Annotated in this window: 17 protein-coding genes and 2 pseudogenes; 5 read left to right on the top strand and 14 right to left on the bottom strand. The window is 65.5% G+C overall.

All coding sequences use genetic code 11. From position 1 onward, the window contains the following. From DMX06_RS26200 to DMX06_RS24320, 4 genes and pseudogenes are all read right to left on the bottom strand, one after another. Window positions 1-211: pseudogene (locus tag DMX06_RS26200) on the bottom strand (ShlB/FhaC/HecB family hemolysin secretion/activation protein); the annotation flags it as partial. A 206-nt stretch (window positions 212-417) separates the two neighbouring features. Beyond that, window positions 418-1,836 carry a short-chain fatty acid transporter gene (locus DMX06_RS24330; RefSeq protein WP_110739719.1) on the bottom strand — a complete coding sequence of 473 codons (1,419 nt, stop codon included), beginning with the start codon at window positions 1,834-1,836 and terminating at the stop codon, window positions 418-420. Window positions 1,837-2,031: 195 nt separating this feature from the next. Next, entirely contained in the window at window positions 2,032-2,688 is a 657-nt protein-coding gene (locus DMX06_RS24325) for a CoA transferase subunit B (RefSeq protein ID WP_110739718.1), read from the bottom strand. A 35-nt stretch (window positions 2,689-2,723) separates the two neighbouring features. After that, window positions 2,724-3,422: a CoA transferase subunit A gene (locus tag DMX06_RS24320; RefSeq protein WP_110739717.1), complete on the bottom strand. Its 699-nt coding sequence runs from the start codon at window positions 3,420-3,422 to the stop codon at window positions 2,724-2,726. A gap of 121 nt (window positions 3,423-3,543) precedes the next feature. Between DMX06_RS24320 and DMX06_RS24315 the strand changes: the two genes are divergently transcribed. Together DMX06_RS24315 and DMX06_RS24310 are read left to right on the top strand one after the other, a co-directional pair. Further along, window positions 3,544-4,449 carry a LysR family transcriptional regulator gene (locus tag DMX06_RS24315; RefSeq protein WP_110739716.1) on the top strand — a complete coding sequence of 302 codons (906 nt, stop codon included), beginning with the start codon at window positions 3,544-3,546 and terminating at the stop codon, window positions 4,447-4,449. Then, complete coding sequence (locus tag DMX06_RS24310; RefSeq protein ID WP_110739715.1) at window positions 4,437-5,258, top strand: aldo/keto reductase; 822 nt, start codon at window positions 4,437-4,439, stop codon at window positions 5,256-5,258. Before DMX06_RS24315 ends, DMX06_RS24310 begins: the two co-directional genes overlap by 13 nt. 26 nt (window positions 5,259-5,284) lie before the next feature. Here DMX06_RS24310 and DMX06_RS24305 read toward each other — a convergent pair whose 3' ends face one another. The 8 genes from DMX06_RS24305 to DMX06_RS24270 all read right to left on the bottom strand — a co-directional run bounded on the left by DMX06_RS24305 (window position 5,285) and on the right by DMX06_RS24270 (window position 14,808). Then, window positions 5,285-8,359, bottom strand: a complete 3,075-nt coding sequence (locus DMX06_RS24305; protein WP_110739714.1) for an error-prone DNA polymerase — start codon at window positions 8,357-8,359, stop codon at window positions 5,285-5,287. Further along, entirely contained in the window at window positions 8,356-9,774 is a 1,419-nt protein-coding gene (locus DMX06_RS24300; RefSeq protein ID WP_110739713.1) for a Y-family DNA polymerase, read from the bottom strand. Before DMX06_RS24300 ends, DMX06_RS24305 begins: the two co-directional genes overlap by 4 nt. 6 nt (window positions 9,775-9,780) lie before the next feature. Beyond that, entirely contained in the window at window positions 9,781-10,401 is a 621-nt protein-coding gene (gene imuA / locus DMX06_RS24295; protein ID WP_110739712.1) for a translesion DNA synthesis-associated protein ImuA, read from the bottom strand. Then, the gene (gene lexA, locus DMX06_RS24290; protein WP_110739723.1) at window positions 10,401-11,009 is read right to left on the bottom strand and encodes a transcriptional repressor LexA; all 609 of its coding nucleotides are present in this window, start codon (window positions 11,007-11,009) and stop codon (window positions 10,401-10,403) included. The genes imuA and lexA overlap by 1 nt, the downstream gene beginning before the upstream one ends. A gap of 67 nt (window positions 11,010-11,076) precedes the next feature. After that, window positions 11,077-12,675, bottom strand: a complete 1,599-nt coding sequence (locus tag DMX06_RS24285) for a hypothetical protein (protein WP_110739711.1) — start codon at window positions 12,673-12,675, stop codon at window positions 11,077-11,079. Window positions 12,676-12,678: 3 nt separating this feature from the next. Continuing rightward, window positions 12,679-13,440 (bottom strand): hypothetical protein, encoded by a 762-nt coding sequence (locus DMX06_RS24280; RefSeq protein WP_110739710.1) that lies wholly within the window; start codon window positions 13,438-13,440, stop codon window positions 12,679-12,681. Window positions 13,441-13,601: 161 nt separating this feature from the next. Further along, on the bottom strand, window positions 13,602-14,129 hold the full coding sequence (locus DMX06_RS24275; protein ID WP_181427891.1) for a thioesterase family protein: 528 nt from the start codon (window positions 14,127-14,129) through the stop codon (window positions 13,602-13,604). 268 nt (window positions 14,130-14,397) lie between these two features. Continuing rightward, entirely contained in the window at window positions 14,398-14,808 is a 411-nt protein-coding gene (locus tag DMX06_RS24270; protein ID WP_110739708.1) for an acyl-CoA thioesterase, read from the bottom strand. Window positions 14,809-15,118: 310 nt separating this feature from the next. Between DMX06_RS24270 and DMX06_RS24265 the strand changes: the two genes are divergently transcribed. After that, entirely contained in the window at window positions 15,119-15,784 is a 666-nt protein-coding gene (locus DMX06_RS24265) for an HAD family hydrolase (protein ID WP_110739707.1), read from the top strand. 14 nt (window positions 15,785-15,798) lie between these two features. Here the strand turns inward: DMX06_RS24265 and DMX06_RS24260 are convergent, their stop codons facing one another. Both DMX06_RS24260 and DMX06_RS24255 read right to left on the bottom strand, forming a co-directional pair. Next, the gene (locus DMX06_RS24260; protein WP_110739706.1) at window positions 15,799-16,218 is read right to left on the bottom strand and encodes a DUF1294 domain-containing protein; all 420 of its coding nucleotides are present in this window, start codon (window positions 16,216-16,218) and stop codon (window positions 15,799-15,801) included. 1 nt (window position 16,219) lies between these two features. Further along, entirely contained in the window at window positions 16,220-17,050 is an 831-nt protein-coding gene (locus DMX06_RS24255) for an undecaprenyl-diphosphate phosphatase (protein WP_110739722.1), read from the bottom strand. Between the two features lie 298 nt (window positions 17,051-17,348). Between DMX06_RS24255 and DMX06_RS26945 the strand changes: the two are divergent. Next, window positions 17,349-18,110: pseudogene (locus DMX06_RS26945) on the top strand (cache domain-containing protein); the annotation flags it as partial. 132 nt (window positions 18,111-18,242) lie between these two features. Beyond that, entirely contained in the window at window positions 18,243-18,983 is a 741-nt protein-coding gene (locus DMX06_RS26940) for a methyl-accepting chemotaxis protein (RefSeq protein ID WP_375538118.1), read from the top strand. Window positions 18,984-19,060 lie beyond the last annotated feature (77 nt).

The raw sequence follows: 19,060 nt of genomic DNA, 5'->3' as shown, positions 1-19,060 counted from the left end.
TCGCCGGTTGCGACTCACCGGGTTCAGCGGCCTTGCCGGGCAGGTTGCGCAGCTCTTCGAGGCGGCGCTGCTGCTCTTCGAGCAGACGGTCCTGGCGGTCGCGGATCAGGTCCTGGTCGCCGGGTGAAACGGCCCAGGCCGCAGGGCAGCACAGCAGGCTGACAAGCGCACAGAGGGCCGTTTTGCGCCCTGAAACTAGACGTCCCGCCATGACCAATCCCTGGTGAACAGTGCAAAGTGGCGGGCATACTATTTTGCCAGCATATTGGCGTCAATTTGCCATCATCCGGTTTTTTGTAACACCGCTCTCCGTGTTGAATGAAACCATTGAGATAGAGCTGTTGCGCTACAGAGAAAAATTTTTGCCCTGTCGCCGTGAACGATGTGGAGCTGCCGTGCAGCTCCACGACTTGGGCCTTACGGCATCACCGGCGGCACATACTGCAAGGTCGTGCCCAGCGCCCACAGCAACACCAGCACCAGCGGCACATGCACCAGCAACTGCACGAACGAGAAGCCGATCAGGTCGCGCGCCTTGAGCCCCAGCACCCCCAGCAGCGGCAGCATGTAGAACGGGTTGATCAGGTTCGGCAGCGCCTCGGCGGCATTGTAGATCTGCACCGCCCAGCCCAGGTGGTACTGCAGGTCGTTGGCCACCAGCATCACGTAGGGCGCCTCGATGATCCATTTGCCGCCGCCGGACGGGATGAAGAAGCCGAGCACCGCCGAGTACACGCCCATCAGCAGCGCGTAGGTGTCGTGGGTGGCGATCTGGGTGAAGAACACCGAGATATGGTGGGCCAGGGTCTGGGCATCCGCGCCCTTGACCTGGGTGAGGATGGCGGCGATCGAGCCGTACAGCGGGAACTGGATCAGCACCCCGGTGGTGGTCGGCACGGCGCGCGTCACCGCGTCGAGGAAGCTGCGCGGACGCCAGTGCAACAAGGCACCGAGCATGATGAACAGCAGGTTGTAGGTGTTCAACCCGGAGATCGCGGTGATCGCAGGTTTGGTGGCGAACTCCTGGTACAACCAACCGGCGGCCAGGGCGACCAGCAGCAGGATCAGGATCGGGCTGTACTCCAGCCACTCGCCCGGGCGGGTGCGCTGTGGCGAAGGCGGCGCGCTGAAGCTCGGGTCGACGCCGCAGTCCTGTGCGCTGCGGGCGCTGTTCGGGCCGGGAGCGGTGGCGTAGGCCACGACCAGCGAGACAATCACCAGCGCGGCGAGCATCACGCCCGACTGCCAGAGGAAGATGGTCTCGGTGAACGGGATCACCCCGGTGATCGACAGGATCGACGGCGGCAGGCTGGCCGGGTTGGCCTGCAACTGCGCGGCCGACGACGACAGGCCCAGCGCCCACACCGCGCCCAGGCCCAGGTAGGCGGCGGCGCCTGCGGCGCGGTAGTCCATCTTCAGGTCGGTGCGGCGGGCCAGGGCACGTACCAGCAGACCGCCGAACACCAGCGACAGGCCCCAGTTGAGCAACGAGGCAAGCATCGAGATCAGCGCCACCCAGCACACCGCCGAGCGGCCGTTCTTCGGCAGGCGCGCCAGGCGGTCGATCAACCGCGCGGCCGGTGGCGAACTGGCCACCACATAGCCGCCGATGACCACGAAGGCCATCTGCATGGTGAACGGGATCAGGCTCCAGAAGCCGTCACCAAAGGCCTTGGCGGTGTCGGTGGGCTTGCCGCCCATGGCCAGGGCGCCCAGGGACACCAGCATCACCGCCAAGGCGGCAAACACCCAGGAGTCGGGGAACCAGCGTTCGGCCCAGTTGGAGCAGCGCAGGGCAAAGCGGGCGGAGCGGCTGTCTTGGATATCAGCGGCCACAGTGTTTTCCTTTTTTGGTTTTATTGGTGGATTTTTCAACAGGTATTGCAAACCCCCTGTAGGAGCGGCCTTGTGTCGCGAAAGGGCCGCGCAGCGGCCCCTCGATCCCAGCGCTGATGCCGAAATCGCGGGGCTGCTGCGCAGCCATTTCGCGACACAAGGCCGCTCCTACAGGGGGCGGTGTGTTGCGGGTAATTAGAAGGTCATTTCCTTCACGTCGTCGGCCACGATCAGCTTGCCGGCGGTTTTCTCGATGATCTCCTCGACGCTCACGCCCGGGGCGGTCTCGCGCAGGATGAAGGCACCATTGTCGATCTCAAGGTAGGCCAGGTCGGTCAGCACCTTGCGGATGCAGCCAGCGCCGGTCAGCGGCAGGCTGCACTTGGGCAGCAGCTTGGACTCGCCGTCCTTGGAGGCGTGGGTCATGGTGACGATGATGTTGTCGGCACCGGCCACCAGGTCCATGGCGCCGCCCATGCCCTTGACCAGCTTGCCGGGGATCATCCACGAGGCGATGTTGCCTTCCACGTCCACCTCGAAGGCGCCGAGCACGGTGAGGTCGACATGGCCGCCACGGATCATGGCGAAGGATTGCGCCGAATCGAAGATCGACGCGCCACGGCGGGCGGTGACGGTCTGCTTGCCGGCGTTGATCATGTCGGCGTCGATCGTGGCTTCGGTGGGGAACTCGCCCATGCCCAGCAGGCCGTTCTCCGACTGCAGCATCACTTCCATGCCCTCAGGCACATAGTTGGCCACCAGGGTGGGAATGCCGATGCCGAGGTTGACGTAGTAGCCGTCCTTCAGTTCACGGGCGACGCGTTGCGCCATTTGTTCGCGGGTCAATGCCATGGTCAGGATCTCTTTGTTGTTCTTGAGGACGGCGCTCAGGCCTTGACGGTGCGCTTTTCGATGCGTTTCTCGAAGGTGCCGACAATGACCCGGTCGACATAGATGCCCGGGGTATGGATCTCGCTGGGCAGCAGCACGCCGGGCTCGACGATCTCCTCGACCTCGACCACGGTGATCTTGCCGGCGGTAGCGGCCAGCGGGTTGAAGTTCTGCGCGGTGTTGCGGTACACCACGTTGCCGTAGTGGTCGGCCTTCCAGCCCTTGACGATGGCGAAGTCGCCGGTGATGGACTCTTCGAGGATGTACTTGCGGCCGTTGAACTCGCGCACTTCCTTGCCTTCGGCGACCGGGGTGCCGTAGCCGGTGGCGGTGAAGAAGGCCGGGATGCCGGCGCCGCCGGCACGCATCTTCTCGGCCAGGGTGCCTTGCGGGGTGAGTTCCACTTCCAGTTCGCCGCTGAGCAGCTGGCGCTCGAACTCGGCGTTCTCGCCGACGTAGGAGGCGACCATCTTGCGGATCTGCCGGTCCTCGAGCAGCACGCCCAAGCCGAAGCCATCGACGCCGCAGTTGTTGGACACCACGGTCAGGCCCTTGACGCCGCGGCGCTTGATCTCGGCGATGAGGTTCTCGGGGATGCCGCACAGGCCAAAGCCGCCGGCCAGCACGGTCATGTCGTCGGTCAAGCCCGCCAGGGCCTCTTCATAAGTTGCTACACGCTTGTCCAGTCCGGCCATGCTCAGTCGCCTTTTGTAGTTGTTGGAACCGTACGGTCATCTTCACTGTAGTCGACTGATTTGTTAATTTTGTTTTCGTCATCGATTGATAACTTTTACAAAACAAAGAGCCCGCCCCCCCATGAACGTCAAGCAGCTGCGCGCCTTCGTCACCGTGGCCAAGTACCAGAGTTTCGCCCAGGCCGGCGAGCACCTGCACGTGTCGCAACCGGCCCTGAGCCTGACCATCAAGGCGCTGGAGGACAACCTCGGCGGCGCCCTGCTCACCCGCACCACCCGCAGCGTCAGCCTGACTCCCGAGGGCGAGGTGCTACTGCCACTGGCCCGGCGCCTGCTGGCCGACTGGGACGACACCGAGGAAATGCTGCGCCAGCGCTTCACCCTGCAACTGGGACGAGTCTCGGTGGCGGCCATGCCGGCCTTTGCCGGCAACCTGCTGCCGCAGTCGCTGAAGGTGTTCCGCCAGCGCTACCCCAAGGTCAACGTCACCGTGCACGACGTGATCAACGAGCAGGTGCTGGAACTGGTGCGCCACCGCCGCGTCGAACTGGGCATCGGCTTCGAACCCGAGAGCAGCGAGGCGCTGCGCTTTCATCCGCTGTACCTGGATCGCTTCGTCGCGGTGGTGCCCGCCGACTCGCCCCTCGCCCGCCAGCCCCAGGTGCGATGGCCACAGCTTCTGGCCGAGGATTTCATCGCCCTGCAGCGGCCTTCCGCAGTGCGCCTGCTGCTGGAGCAGCACCTGGCCGCCAACCATGGCAAGCTGGCGGTGGCCTTCGAAAGCCACCAGCTGTCGACCATCGGTCGCATGGTCGCCAGCGGCCTGGGGGTCAGCGCGGTGCCGGCGCTGTGCATCGAGCAGATGCAGGAGCTCGGCGCCCGTTGCGTGCCGTTGGTCGAACCCACCGTGGAGCGGCGCATCGGCGTGATCGCCCTGAGCGATCACAAGCTGTCCAAGGCCGCCGAGGCGCTGCTCGATGTGCTGCTGACCCATACCCATCCACAGGAGGTGACATGCGTTACGTGAATCTGGCGGGTTCCCGCGTTCCGGCCATCGGCCAGGGCACCTGGTACATGGGCGAGGACCCGGGGCGCAGGGGGGCCGAAGTGGCGGCGCTGCAGCAGGGTATCGAGCTGGGCCTGGGCCTGATCGACACCGCCGAGATGTACGCTGAGGGCGGCGCCGAGCGCGTGGTCGGCCAGGCCATCGCCGGACGTCGCGACCAGGTGTTCCTGGTCAGCAAGGTCTATCCGCACAATGCCAGCCGACGCGGCGTGCCGGCCGCCTGCGAACGTAGCCTCGAGCGCCTGGGCACCGACTGCATCGACCTGTACCTGCTGCACTGGCGCGGCCAGTATCCGCTGGAGGAGACCGTCGAAGCGTTCGAACGCCTGGTCGAGCAGGGCAAGATCCGCCGCTGGGGCGTGTCCAACTTCGACCTCGACGACCTGCGCGAGCTCGACAACCCCACCTGCGCTACCAACCAGGTGCTGTACAACCCGGCCGAGCGCGGCATCGAGTTCGACCTGCTGCCGTGGAGCCGCCAGCAGGGATTGCCGACCATGGCCTACTGCCCGCTGGCCCAGGCCGGGCGCCTGCTGCGCCATCCGGTGATAACGCAGATCGCTGGGCGCCACGGTGCTACGCCGGCCCAGGTGAGCCTGGCCTGGGTGACGCGGGGTGAAGGGGTAATCGCGATTCCCAAGGCGGTCAATCCGGAGCATGTGCGCTTGAATGCGGCTGCGGCCGATCTGGTGCTTGCAGAAGAGGACCTGCAAGCCATCGAGCGGGCGTTCCCGGCTCCGACACGCAAGCAGCGCCTGGCGATGGTCTGAGCCAGCCAGCCGCCAAGACCTGGCGTCTAGTGAAAATCCCGGCTACGCACATCCAGCCCCTGCAACAAGGGGCTGATGTCCTCAAGGCGTCGGGCGATCAGGTGCCGTACCCCGCTCTCCTGCTCCAGCCGTCCGCTCACCTTGAGCAGCTTCGAACCCACCAGTGCCCGCCGCTGGCGCTCGGCCAGGTCGCGCCAGACCACCACATTGACCATCCCGTGCTCATCCTCGAGGGTGACGAAAGTCACCCCGCTGGCGGTCTGCGGCCGCTGGCGACCGACCACGATGCCGGCGACGGCGATAGTGTCGCCATGTTCGACCCCCGCCAGCTCCGTCGAACTGCGACAGCCCAGTGCCCGCAAGCGTGCACGCAACAGGGCCAGCGGATGCGGCCCGAGGGTGGTGCCCAGGGTGTCGTAGTCGGCGACCAGGTCCTCGGCGATGCTCGGCGCCGGCAACGCCACCGCCAGTTCGGATACCGGCCCTACTTCGGCGAATAGCGGCAACTGCGCTTGCACAGCCGCCACCTGCCAGCGCGCCTGGTGGCGGTCACCGGCCAGCCCGCGCAACGCCCCGGCATCCGCCAGGCGCGCCCGGGCCCGGGCATCGAGCCCGGCGCGCAGGCACAGGTCCTCGACATCACGCCACGGGCGCTGTATCCGCGCCTGTGCCAGGCGACGGGCATCGCCTTCGCCGAAGCCACGGATCTGGCGCAACCCCAGGCGGATGGCCAACGCCCCCTCGCCCACGGCCTCCAGGGTGCAGTCCCAGTCACTGTGGAACACATCCACCGGGCGCACCTCGATCCCTTGACGGCGGGCCTCCTGCAACAACTGGTCGGGGCTGTAGAAGCCCATCGGCCAGCTGTTGACCAGTGCGCAGGTGAAGATCGCCGGTTCATGGCACTTGAGCCAGCTGCTGGCATAGCACAGCAGGGCGAAACTGGCGGCGTGGGACTCGGGGAAACCGTAGCTGCCAAAGCCCTTGATCTGCTCGAAGATACGTTCGGCGAACGCCAGCTCGTAGCCATTGCGCAGCATGCCCACGATCAGCCGCTCACGGTGCGGCTCCAGGCCGCCATGGCGCTTCCAGGCGGCCATGCTGCGGCGCAACTGGTCGGCCTCGCCCGGGCTGTAGTCGGCGGCGACCATGGCCAGCTCCATCACCTGCTCCTGGAACAGCGGCACGCCCAGGGTGCGCTCGAAAACGGCCTTGAGCTTTTCCGATGGGTAGGTGACCGGCTCCTGCTCGAGCCTGCGGCGCAGGTAGGGGTGGACCATGTCGCCCTGGATCGGCCCGGGGCGGACGATGGCCACCTCGATCACCAGGTCGTAGAACTTCACCGGCTTGAGCCGGGTCAGCATGGCCATCTGCGCCCGCGACTCGATCTGGAACACGCCCATGGTCTCGGCACGGCCGATCATGGCGTAGGTGGCCGGGTCTTCCTTGGGCAGGGTTGCCAGCGTGTACTCGCGCCCCCGGTGCCGGGCGATCAGGTCGAAGCAGCGGCGCAGCGCGCTGAGCATGCCCAGCGCCAGCACATCGACCTTGAGCAGCCCGACCATGTCCAGGTCGTCCTTGTCCCACTGGATCACCGTGCGCTCGGCCATTGCCGCGTTTTCCACCGGTACCAGCCGGTCCAGCGGCTGCTCGCAGATGACGAAGCCGCCGGGATGCTGCGACAGGTGCCGGGGAAAGCCGATCAGTTCCCCCGCCAGCACCAGGATGCGCCGCAGCGAGGGACTGTGCGCATCGAAACCGGCCTCGGCCAGGCGCCCGGCATCGGGGATGCGGTCGCTCCAGCGCCCGCAGCACTTGGCCAGGGCATCCACCTGGTCGGCCGGCAAGCCAAGCACACGGGCAACATCGCGCACCGCGCCGGCGGCATGGTAGCTGCTGACCACCGCGGTGAGTGCCGCCCGGTGCCGGCCGTAACGGCGGAACACGTACTGGATCACCTCTTCGCGGCGGTCATGTTCGAAATCCACGTCGATGTCCGGCGGTTCGTTGCGCTCGCGGGAGAGGAAGCGCTCGAACAGCAGGCGGTGTTCCATGGGGTCGAGCTCGGTGATGCCGAGCACGAAGCACACCACCGAGTTGGCCGCCGAACCGCGTCCCTGGCAGAGGATGCGCTGGCGGCGGGCGAAGGCGACGATGTCGTGGACGGTCAGGAAGTAGCTCTCGTAGCCCAGCTCCTCGATCAACGCCAGCTCCTGCTCCAGCACCGTGCGCACCTTGTCGCTCGGGCCCTGGGGCCAGCGCTCGGGCAGGCCGCGCCGGCACAGCTCGCGCAACCAGCTGGCCGGGGTCTGCCCTTCGGGCACCAGTTCCCGTGGGTACTGGTAGTTCAGCTGGTACAGATCGAAGGTGCAGCGCTCGGCAACCCGCAGCGTCTGCGCGAGAAGATCGTCGGGGTACAGCTCGCGCAACTGGTCGAGCGAGCGCAGGTGACGCTCGCCGTTGGCGAATAGGAAACGCCCCGCCTCGGCGACCGCGCAATGTTCGCGGATGGCGGTCATGCAGTCCTGCAGCGCCCGCCGCCCGCGCACATGCATGTGCGCATCGCCGCAGGCCACCAGCGGGATATCCAGCCGCGCCCCAAGGGCGCGCAGATGCGCCAGGCGCCGGGCGTCGTCGCCCCCGCGGTGCAGGTGCACCGCCAGCCACAGACGTTCGCCGAACAGCGGCCGCAGCCAGGCCGCGTCGCCGTCGTCTAACTCGGCCACCCACAACGCCAGCAAGCCCTGGTGATGGGCTACGAGGTCCTCGGCGAGCAGCTGGTAGCTGCCCTTCTCCGAGCGTCGCCGGGCGCGGGTAATCAGCGCGCAGAGATTCTGGTAGCCGGCAAGGTCCTCCACCAGCAACACCAGCTTCGGCCCCTGGTGCACCCGCACCTCGCTGCCGACGATCAGCTTCAACTGATGCTGTTTCGCCGCCTGCCAGGCCCTGACAATACCCGCCAGCGTGCATTCGTCGGTGATCGCCAGGGCCTGGTAGCCCTGCTCGCGGGCACGGCGGAACAGTTCGTCGGCACTGGAGGCGCCGCGCTGGAAACTGAAGTTCGACAGGCAGTGCAGCTCTGCATAATCCGGGATGTTCATGCGAACCAGCCCTGCAACCACAGCGGCCCGGGGCTCGCCAGGTCACGGAAGGCCCAACCGCGCAGGCCGTCACGGGTCTCGATGCGGTAGTAGTCACGGCGCACGTCGCCACCGTCCCACCAGCCGGACTCGATGCGCTCGGCCTGCCCCAGCAGTTGCAGGCCGGTCTCGCTCAAGAGCTGGGGTGTGGGCAGCAGCCAACCGGGACGACGACCGGGGGCCATCACCTGTTGGCCCTGGGCGCCCTGCTCCACGCCTTGCCAGGCGCACTCGGGGCGATGGTCGGCTTCAGCGCGCAGGCCCCTGACCGCCTCGTCACCGAGCCGCGCCCGCAGCCGTTCACGCAACTGCTCCCAGGGCTGGGCCTGCTGCGCGCGCGGGTCGAACAGCGCCTGGCGTTGGGGCACGAATGGCGGCAGGTCGGCGGCCAACAGGCGCAGGTTGCGTACCGGCGCCGGGATACGCAGCGGCTCCAGGCGGCCACGGGCCAGCTCGAACAGCAGCGAGGCGTCACGCTCGGCGGCCAGCAGGCCGACCTTGAGCACGGTATCCGCGCCTTCGGCGTGCTCCAGGTGCAGCTCGAAACGCTGCACGCCGCAGTCGCGCCCCGCAAGGAAGGCCGCCAAGTCGGTGACAAGGCGGCGCAAGGGGAACAGCAGCGCCTGGTGCGACTCGACGTCGAAATTCAGCTCCAGCCGCGCCTCGAAACGATCGGGCGGCTGGTAGAAGTCCAGCCCCAGGTTGCGCAGGCCGAGCAGCTGGTCCAGGTGCAACTGCACCTGGACACTGAAACGCCTGGCCAAGGCATCGCGCGGCAATGCCAGCACCTGCCCGAGCCGCTGCAGGCCCATGCGGGCGAAGGCCTCGGCCGCTTCGGCGGGCAGGCCAACACGCTCGACGGGCATCTCGAGCAAGGCGGCGCGGGTGGCCTGCGGACAGGTCAGCGCCAGGCCGTCATGCCCATTGGCGAGCATCCTCGCCGCCACCGGATTGCTGGCCACGACGATGCGCTGGCGCAGCCCCAGCGCCGCCAGCTCCTGGCGCAAGCGCGCCTCGAACAGTGGCCAGGGGCCGAACAGCTGCAGGCTCGAGCCCACCTCCAGCAGCAACGCCCGCGGATAGTGCAGGCTGACCTGGGCGCTGAAGCGGTAGGCCCAGGCTGCCAGCAACTGCTGCAACTGCTCGATGCGCGCCGGTTCGACCTCGACGCAGGTAAATCCGTCGGCCAGGGCACGGGCGGCGGTCAGCGTCTGCCCGGCACGCAGGCCCAGCTCAGCGGCCGCCGGGTTGACCGCCCGCAGTACACGGCACTGGAGCGGCCCGCCGAGCAGCACCAGGGGTGCCTCGGGGTCGTCGCGTTCGCGCAGGACGGTGTCCAGCGCCAGCTGTGGCAACAGAATGCAGGCCCAGAGCATGGCGCATCACTCCCGCCCCGGGCAGGCAATGGGCGTGGCCGGTGCCAGGCCGCCCCGGCACTTGAGCACGCGCCACTGCACCGGGCGCAGGTCGAGGGCGATGCGCAGGGCAGCGGGTGATGGGTTCAGCGCGGCCTGGTGCGGGCGACAGGCAAACGCCAGCGCGTCGCCGGTCTCCGCGGCCACCTGCAGACGCCGCAGGGCACGATCGTCGGCGTACCCTGGCCAGCACAGCACGGCGGCGCAACTGCCCGAGCGCAGGCACTGCTCGGCGGCCCACAAGGCATCGGCCGCCTCGGCATCGACCTGCACCAGCCAGCGCAGGTCCACCCCGGCGGCCTGCCAGGCCGGCGCATAGGGGATGAACGGTGGTGCCACCAGCACCACCCGCTGCCCCTCGCCAGTCAGCCGGGCGAGCGTCGGCCAGAGCAGTTGCAGCTCGCCGCAACCGGGGCTGGCCAGCAGCAGCTCGCTCAACGCCGCCGCCGGCCAGCCGCCTTCCGGCAGACGATGGTCGAGGCTGGCATGCCCGGTGGGTTGCAGGCCCTGCGGACGCGCCTGTGCCTGTCGCCCGCGCCACACCTGGCGCTGGTCGAGCAGCCGGTCGAGTTCGACCACGGCGCCCATCAGTCACGCCTCAGCAGGCCGCAGAACACGCCTTCGATGAAGAACTCGCGCTCGGGGCTTACATCGATGGGGGCATAGGCCGGGTTGCGCGGCAGCAGGCGATAGCCGTCGCGGGTGCGCTGCAGGCGCTTGATGGTCACCTCGCCGTCGAGTCGTGCGACCACGATCTGCCCGTCACGGGCGTCGCCCTGCTGACGGATACCGACCAGGTCGCCGTCGAAGATGCCGTCGTCGACCATCGAGTCGCCGCGCACCTTGAGCAGGTAGTCGGGGGTGCGCCGGAACAGGCTGGGGTCGAGCAGCAACTGCTCGTGGATGTCGAGGTCGGGGCCGATCGGCGCACCCGCGGCGACCTGGCCAAGCACCGGCACCTCGAGGATCTCGGGCCGGCGCAGGGGCTCGGCCAGGCGGATGCCACGCGCCTGGTTGGGCGTGACGTCGATGAACCCGGCCTGGCTCAGGGCGGTGATGTGCTTGCGCGCCACGCTGCGCGAGGCGAAACCGAAGCGCTCGGCGATATCGGCCAGCGACGGTGGCTGGCCTTGATCGGTGATGCGCTCGCGGATGAACGCGAGGATGGCGCGGCGTTTGGGGGATAAAGTGTCCATGGAGTACATTTGTACTCTTTTTTAAAAACACTGAACAGCCCCCTTCGTCGCCTGCCCTCCCCCTGCCTCAGTAGCGAATGGACAAGGCGATCGCCTCGCTCGGCGTCTGGTGTTTTTCCAGCAGGCCCAGCACCTCTTTCTTCAACTGCTCCTGCCTGTCGATCAGCGCCAGGTCGCGGAACTTGTAGTCCAGGTCGGCGTAGCTTTCCGACACACCGGCATTGAGGTGATTCTTGCCGAAGGTGTGCACGATGTGCTTGGACTTCCAGATGTCGTACTGGCTGAACACCTGGTCCCGCGGCAGGTGCCTGGCGACGGAGAACGGCACGCGGGTCAGCAGGCAGTAGTTCATCTTGTACTTGTGGAACTGGTAGTGCTCCAGGGAGTGGACGAACGACACGTACCAGATATAGGTGGCGATCACCTCGATGTTGAAGGCCTTGTCACCAGGCTGGCACGGCAGGTTGACGTAGCGGCACAGCTCGGCGACCCAGTTGTTGATATAAGGCTCGGAGCCGTCGCGCAGCAGGTCGTCGTAGCTGGCCGAGACGAACTTCAGCACCGCCGCGTAGTAGTCGCGGTACTGGGCATTGAGCGCATGCTGGCCGTTGAGGTACTGGTCGAACGGGATGGCAAACTTGATCTCGAATTTCTGGGTCAGCGCCTGGTCTTCGGTCTCGCGCTTGTTGTACATGTTCAGGGCGTTTTCATAACCGACCTTGTAGAAGGTCTGCGCCGAGTAGTAGCCGATGCAGCTGTAGAGGAACTTGTCGGCGATGCCGGTGGTTTCGCGCAGCGACAGTGGCGATTCCTTGAACTGGTGGTTGAGCATCAGGATGTAGGCGGTGTGCGGGTCCATCAGCTTGTGGAAGTTCGACTCCCTGGGCACCAGGTTGAACAGGAACGCCGCGCCCATTTCGGCGAAGAACAGGTGGTGGTGCAGGTGCGCGCCGAGGATGAAGAACACCATGGTGTTGGACATGAAGTACACCTTGGCCAGGTCCCAGTCCGGCTCGCCCGGGCCGACGCTTGAACCGTCGCGCAGGGTGATGCGCATGCTGTCGGCGGCAAAGTCCTCGGCAATGGCGATGCTGGCCACGTCGAACACCGAGCTGGACAGGCGGATCTCGCGGGTGAAGTCACGCATGTCGAAGGTCGACACGCCATCGACCGTCTGCAGGTAGTGGGTGATCTGCGACGACATCAGGAACACCCGCAGGTCCTCGTCCGAGATGGCCGTCGGTTGCGGGAACTGGCCCAGCGGCACCTTGTAGTAGTCGCGGTTGGCCTTGATGATCGACTGGATGTAGTTGTGGTAGACCTTGTCCTTTCTCCAGCGGTAGACCAGCTCGGCGGGCAGCTTTTTCGGGATGTAGCCCATGTGGTAGTCGGTGCCCGGGATCGGCGTGCTTTCCATCGAGATGGAATCGCGGTTGTAGTGGCGATAGCCGAAATAGCGAGGCAGCAGCCACTTCAGCTGGACCCACTTCCAGGCCAGGAAGCTGGTGCCGAGGTTGATCGCGTACAGCGACAGCAGCAAGGGCACGAACTTCACGTAGTAAAGGCCCACGTACACATGCTTCAACGGCGCTGCGCGGGTCTTGCTCATCAGGATGATCACGGGGCTGACGGTGATGAAAAACGCCAGCAGGATGACTTCCAACATGCTTCAAACTCCTTGTTCGATCGCTTTGTTCTTGTTGCGGCTTGCGCCGTAGCTGTACAGGCAGGCGCCTGTGAAAATCACGTTGACAACGCTCCAGGCGAGCGCTGCGTCAGGGCTGTACCAACTCGTCAGGTCGAAGGCCGGCAGGTTCATCAGCGGTGTGTCGCCGGCGAGCGTGCGTACGAACAGGTAGAAGCCGAAGGTGTAGGCGCGGGCCTGGAAGTACAGGTCCGAGCGGCGCAGGAGCAAGGCGTAGGCCACCGGCGCCAGCAACAGCGGCAGGGCGTAGCCGAAGGTGGTGATCCGTGCCGAGTACAGGAAGCACAGGTTCCAGGTGGTATAGAGGTAGGGCCAGTAGGCAGGGACATGCACCACGAAATCACTGTGGCGGCCAGAGATCTCCCAATGCTTGCGCGAGTACGGCAGGCAGACGATCAGGCCCACGGCGGCGACGATGTTGAGGACGTTGCCGGTCTGCCAGTCGATCACCGAGGCTTCGATGATGTTCAGCACGATCACCACATAGATCAGCTTGTAGATGAAGCCTTCGATCCTTGGCTTGTAGCGGGCATAGGCCAGGAAGCACATGGGCAGCAGCACGCTGATGGTCTTGATGCGCATGAACAGGTTGGCGTTGGGCACCAGCAGCGCCGGCAGCGACAGGACGAAGAAGGTCAGGCCCACCAGGCGGTAGCGCCGGAACAGTTCGGCGACCAGCAGGAAGGCCGCGAAAAAGGCCAGCATCAGCAACAATGTGTTCGGCATGAGGTGTTTCCCTACTCATTCATGGATCGATGTGCGGCGCGAACGCCGGGCACGGCCAAGCCTGCCGCACGAGCCCCGGGCCAGAGGCAGGGGACCGTGAAGCAACGGACAGGCGTTGGTGGTGTCAGGTGGCTGGCAAGGGGGCCGCGGCGCGGCCTGGCTCAGGCCTTGCCGAGGACGTGCGCTTCAGCCTCCAGCCACTTCTTCACGGCTTCGGGCATCGGCGCGGTGGTGGGCTGGACGTTGAGCTTCTCGGCGATCACCGCGTTGGCGACCAGGCCCTTGCGACCGACCCAGGCGCCTTTGGAGTAGCCGGTCACGACCACCTCGCCAGCCATGTTCAAGAAGCTGTACTGGAAGTAGGTCCAGTTTTCGTCGAGGCAGCAGATGCTGAATTCGGCGGTATACTTCTCGAACATGGAAAGTTGCTTCTTGTAGACAACCAAGTTGCCACCGAGCATCGGCTTCCAGCCCAACTTGAAGGCCGGAATGAGGATTTTCGCGCGCAGGCAAAGTTCCAGCATGAACAAGTCGGCGATGGTCATGTAACGACCATTGTTCATGTGTTTGTTGATGTCGATATCGTTCGGCCAGACCCGCAGCGTGCGGTGCAGCGTGTCGGTCAGGGCCATGGGCGGCTTGAAGAAACCGCGCAGGACAGTCAGCAACAGGCGGATGTACAGATTCATCCGATTATCCCTCCCTAGGATTTTTATTATCATTCCCTGTTCAACCAACCGTTGATTAATCGGTTGGCTGCAAGCGGCGCATTGCAGGCCTGCTTGTTTGCTTCGCAGCGGTGGCGAAACTAACAGCTTTCGTCGGGAGCAACCAGTGGCCAACACCTTAATTGCTCGAAAAACGCCAACTGAATAACCGGTCACGTTCGGACTTTATATCCGATTGATGCTGAAACGTTTGTTCCTTTATTGAAAAACTATCCGTCGTGATGTCCCGCTAGTCCATGTTCGTGCACAGCGCCTGGCGTAATGCCTCGGGCACTGCAACCGGCTGCTTGCTCTCGGGGCAGACGCACACCTGGGTCATGCTGGCGCGAAAGCAGACTTCGCCACCGGCGCCGCGGGCTTCGACGGCAAAACTGAACGAAGTGGTACCCGGCTCGCCACTGCTGACCTGCACGCTGATCAGGTCATCCCAGGCCATGGGTGCCAGGAACTCGATGGACAGGGCCCGCGCCGGCGGCATCACGCCCATGGCGAACAACCTGCGCAGGCCTTCGCCGCCAAGGCAGTGGGAGAGAAACTCGTGGATCGCCTCGATGACGAAATAGGAGATGCGCGGCGTATAGACGATCCCGGCGGGATCACAGTCGCCAAACAGGATCTTGCGGGTAGTGACGAAAGGCATGGCGTTGGGTGCTCCGTGCTGGGAATGCCTGGCCGCTCATACTAACGCACAAACGGCTGGCATCTTTGCTGCCACCACTCTCGAGCCATGCACCAAGGCGGGCAACCATGGCCTGACAGGTGCGGCACGTTGCAACAAATGTGGGAGCGGCCTTGCGTCGCGATGCGCCGCGCGGGCGGCGCTCGATCTGACAGGCGCTGCAACTCTCCCGCCGAGCACCTCGAACGCCTCGAGCGCCCCCCAGCCAAGTGCATTTCCCACCCCTGATCCCTTATGATGCTGAATGGTTTCTCCACCCTCAGGATGCCCAATGCTGACCGCCCTGCTGTTCGACCTCGATGGGACCCTCACCGATACCGACACCTTGCACCTGCAAGCCTTCCGCAAGCTGCTGTTCGACCATGACGGTCGCGAACTGACGCAGGAGCAGTTCAACACCCAGGTCAGCGGTCGCTCCAACGGCCTGTTGTTCGCCGAACTGTTCCCACTGGCCGACGCCGCCAGCCGCCAGGCTTTGGCCGAGCGCAAGGAAGCACTGTTCCGTGAACTGTCACCGAAACTGGCGCCGATGCCCGGCCTGCTGCGCCTGCTGGACCACGCCGAGCGGCATGGCATCGGCATGTGTGTGGTGACCAACGCGCCACGCCTGAACGCCGAACACATGCTCGGGGCCATGAGCCTGGGCGCACGTTTCGAGCATGTGCTGGTAGCGGACGAACTGGCCCGGCCCAAGCCCGATCCCCTGCCCTACCTCACCGGCCTGCAGCGCCTGGACGCCAAAGCCGGGCAGGCGCTGGCATTCGAGGACTCGCTGCCGGGGGTCAGGGCCGCCGTCGACGCCGGGATCTTCACCGTGGGGCTGGCGACCACCCAGCCTGCCAAACAGCTGGTGGAAGCAGGAGCTAGCCTGGTGATCGAGACGTATGATGATCCGCGGTTGTGGGATCTGATCGAACAGATGCAAGCGACGGTGTGACTGATCGGGGAATCTCAGATCACGAGCTTGCTCCAACGCCCCGCCAGGAACAGATAGTCGACCCAGAACACCTGGTGCACCAGGACGATCCCCCAGAATACCGCCTGGTAGGAGACCTTCCGGGTCTTGTGCCGAAACAGTTGCTGGGCCAGCAGCGCGCCCGGCCAGCCACCCAGCAGCTCGCTGGCGTGCAGCACCTTCTCGGGGGTACGCCAGGCCTGGCTGCGGGCTTGCTGTTTGTCCTGCCAGTACAACAACAGGCTTACCAGGCTTGCCGCCAGGTACATTGCCAGGGGCAGCCATGTTCGGCCGCCCAGGCCCATCTGCACACCGCCGAAAACCGGTAACAGGCATAGCCCCACCAGTATCAGCACTTTCAGCCGCAAATGGCGTACGCCCCTCTCACCCGTGGGCGCGTTCTGCTTGCGTGCCATGTCAGGCGTGCGCCGTCGACCAGTCGACCCAGCCGAATTCCCAGGTCGCCAGGATCAGCAGGCCGAAGACGATCCGGTACCAGGCGAACACCGCATAGCTGTGGTTGGCGATGAATTTGAGCAGCCCGCGCACGGCGATCATGGCGAAGATGAACGACACCACGAAACCGAGGGCGAACACCGGCAGGTCGCCCGGCTGGAACAGCTCACGGTACTTGTAGCCCGAGTACACCGCCGCGCCGACCATGGTTGGCATCGCCAGGAAGAATGAGAACTCGGTGGCCGCCTTGCGCGACAGGCCGAACAGCAGGCCGCCGATGATGGTCGAGCCGGAGCGCGAGGTGCCAGGGATCATCGCCAGGCACTGGACGAACCCGATCTTCAGCGCGTGGCTCCAGCGCATGTCGTCGACAACGTCGACCTCCACCCGATGCTGGCGACGCTCGGCCCACAGCATGATCACCCCGCCCACCACCAGCGCGGCGGCCACGGTAATGGGGTTGAACAGGTACTCGTGGATCAGGTCGGCGAACAGCACGCCCAGGATCACCGCCGGGAAGAAGGCGATCAGCAGGTTGGCCGTGAAGCGTCGTGCCGGTGCCTGTGTTGGCAGGCCCAGCACCACGTCGAAGATCTTGCGCCTGAACTCCCACACCACCGCCAGGATGGCCCCCAACTGGATGATGATGTTGAACGCCATGGCGCGTTCGCCGCCAAAGCCGATCAGGTCGGCGACAATGATCTGGTGCCCGGTGCTCGAAATGGGCAGGAACTCCGTCAGCCCCTCGACCACGCCCAAGATGATTGCCTGCAAGGCACTCCAAAAATCCATCATTCCCCCAGTGCGACGCTGCTCGTGACAGGCCGCTTGTATTGATTGACGCTGTGAAACCGCACGCGGCGCGTGCTTTTTACAGCGACAGTTGGTCACAAAGCCAGCTGAAAAGTTCAGCAGACTAAAGGTTTCATCTGCCGCGGCCGAAATCCTAGCAGAGCCTTTGTTTCACGTTTGGTGTTACCTGCAACACAGGATGTCAAGAACGACGCGTTAGCCGTTGGTCGAGTGGGGGCCGGCGACAAAGCATGCTTGGATGCCCTGGATAAAAAGAACAAGACTGGAGTAACGCATCATGAAGACCCTGAGGTCGATGTCGATCAGCCGCCGCCTGTGGCTGATCTTGCTGGTGGCCGTGGCCATGTTGCTGGTGCTGGGCCTGCTGATGCTGCGCCAGCTCCACGGCGACCTGTACCAGGCCAAGGCCGAGAAGACCCGCCACGTGGTGCAGACCGCCGCCGGCGTCCTGGCCTATTACCAAGGCCTGGAGGCCGCCGGCACGCTCACCCGCGAGGCTGCGCAGCAGCAAGCCCTGCAAGTGGTGCGCGGGCTGCGCTACGACCAGAACGACTATTTCTGGATCAACGACCTGCAGCCGAAGATGGTCATGCACCCGGCCAACCCCAAGCTCGACGGCCAGGACCTCTCCGCCATCCGCGACCCGGATGGCTTTGCCGTGTTCAACGAAATGGTCGCCCTGGCCCGCAGCCAGGGCGCGGGCCCGGTCGACTATCGCTGGCCCAAGCCAGGCGCCAGCGAGCCGGTGGAGAAAACCTCCTATATCCAGCTGTTCAAGCCCTGGGGCTGGATCATCGGCTCGGGCGTGTACGTCGACGATGTACAGGCCGAGTTCGCCCGCCAACTGCGCGACGCCTCGCTTCTGGGCCTGGGCATCGCCCTGCTGATGGCCCTGCTGGTGATGCTGATCGCCCGCAGCATCGCCCGCCCGCTGCAGGAAGCGGTGCAGGCGATGGGCAACATCGCCAGCGGCGAAAGCGACCTGACCCGGCGCCTTGACACCCATGGCCGGGATGAAATCACCCACCTGGGCGAACACTTCAACCGCTTCAACGGCAAGTTGCAGGGCGTGATCGGCCAACTGCAGGGCGCCGCCCATGCCCTGGCCGAGTCGGCCGGCCATGTCGGTGACAATGCAGGCGCCGCACAGGCCCGCAGTACCCAGCAATCCATGCAGATGGACCAGGTGGCCACCGCCATCAACGAAGTCTCCTACGCCGTGCACGACGTGGCCAAACACGCCGAGCAGGCCTCCAGCGAGATGCGCAACGCCCAGACCCAGGTAGGCCACGGCCAGCAGGCGATCCACGGCAGCCTGCAGCAGATCGACCGGCTCTCGGCGACCATCGAGCAGGCGGTGCAGGTCATCCGTGAACTGGCCAGCCACAGCACGAAGATCGGCGGCGTGCTCGAGGTGATCCGCTCGATCGCCGAGCAAACCAACCTGCTCGCCCTCAACGCCGCCATCGAGGCCGCCCGCGCCGGCGAGCAGGGCCGCGGTTTCGCCGTGGTCGCCGACGAGGTGCGCCTGCTGGCCCAGCGCACCGCCCAGTCGACCGCCGAGATCCAGACCATGATCGAGCACCTGCAGGGCCAGTCCGAGGCCGCGGTACGGGCCATCGACACCAGCAGCGAAGCCTCGCGCCAGACTGTCGAGCAGGCCCGCGAGGCCGGCAGCAGCCTCGATGCCATCAGCCAGGCACTGGGCAACCTGGGCGCACTCAACGCCTCGATCGCCAGTGCCACCCTGCAGCAGTCCCATGTGGTCGAGGAGATCAACCGCAACGTCACCGAAACCGCCGACCTGTCGCAACAGACCGCCGAGGCCGCGCGCCAGTCCAGCGACGCCGGAGTGGCCCTGGCGCGGCTGAGCGAGGAGCTGGAACAACTGCTGCGCCAGTTCAGGGTCTAGCGACGACGAGCTGCGGGCGGATCCGATTCCGCCCACAGCTTGAAGCGGTCCGCACGAAGCGGTTAGCATCCCGCCCT

The sequence above is a fragment of the Pseudomonas mosselii genome, from assembly GCF_003205295.1.
GTDB lineage: Bacteria > Pseudomonadota > Gammaproteobacteria > Pseudomonadales > Pseudomonadaceae > Aquipseudomonas > Aquipseudomonas mosselii_B.
Note: the sequence above shows the minus strand (reverse complement) of the source record. Positions and strands in the feature narration are given on the sequence as shown.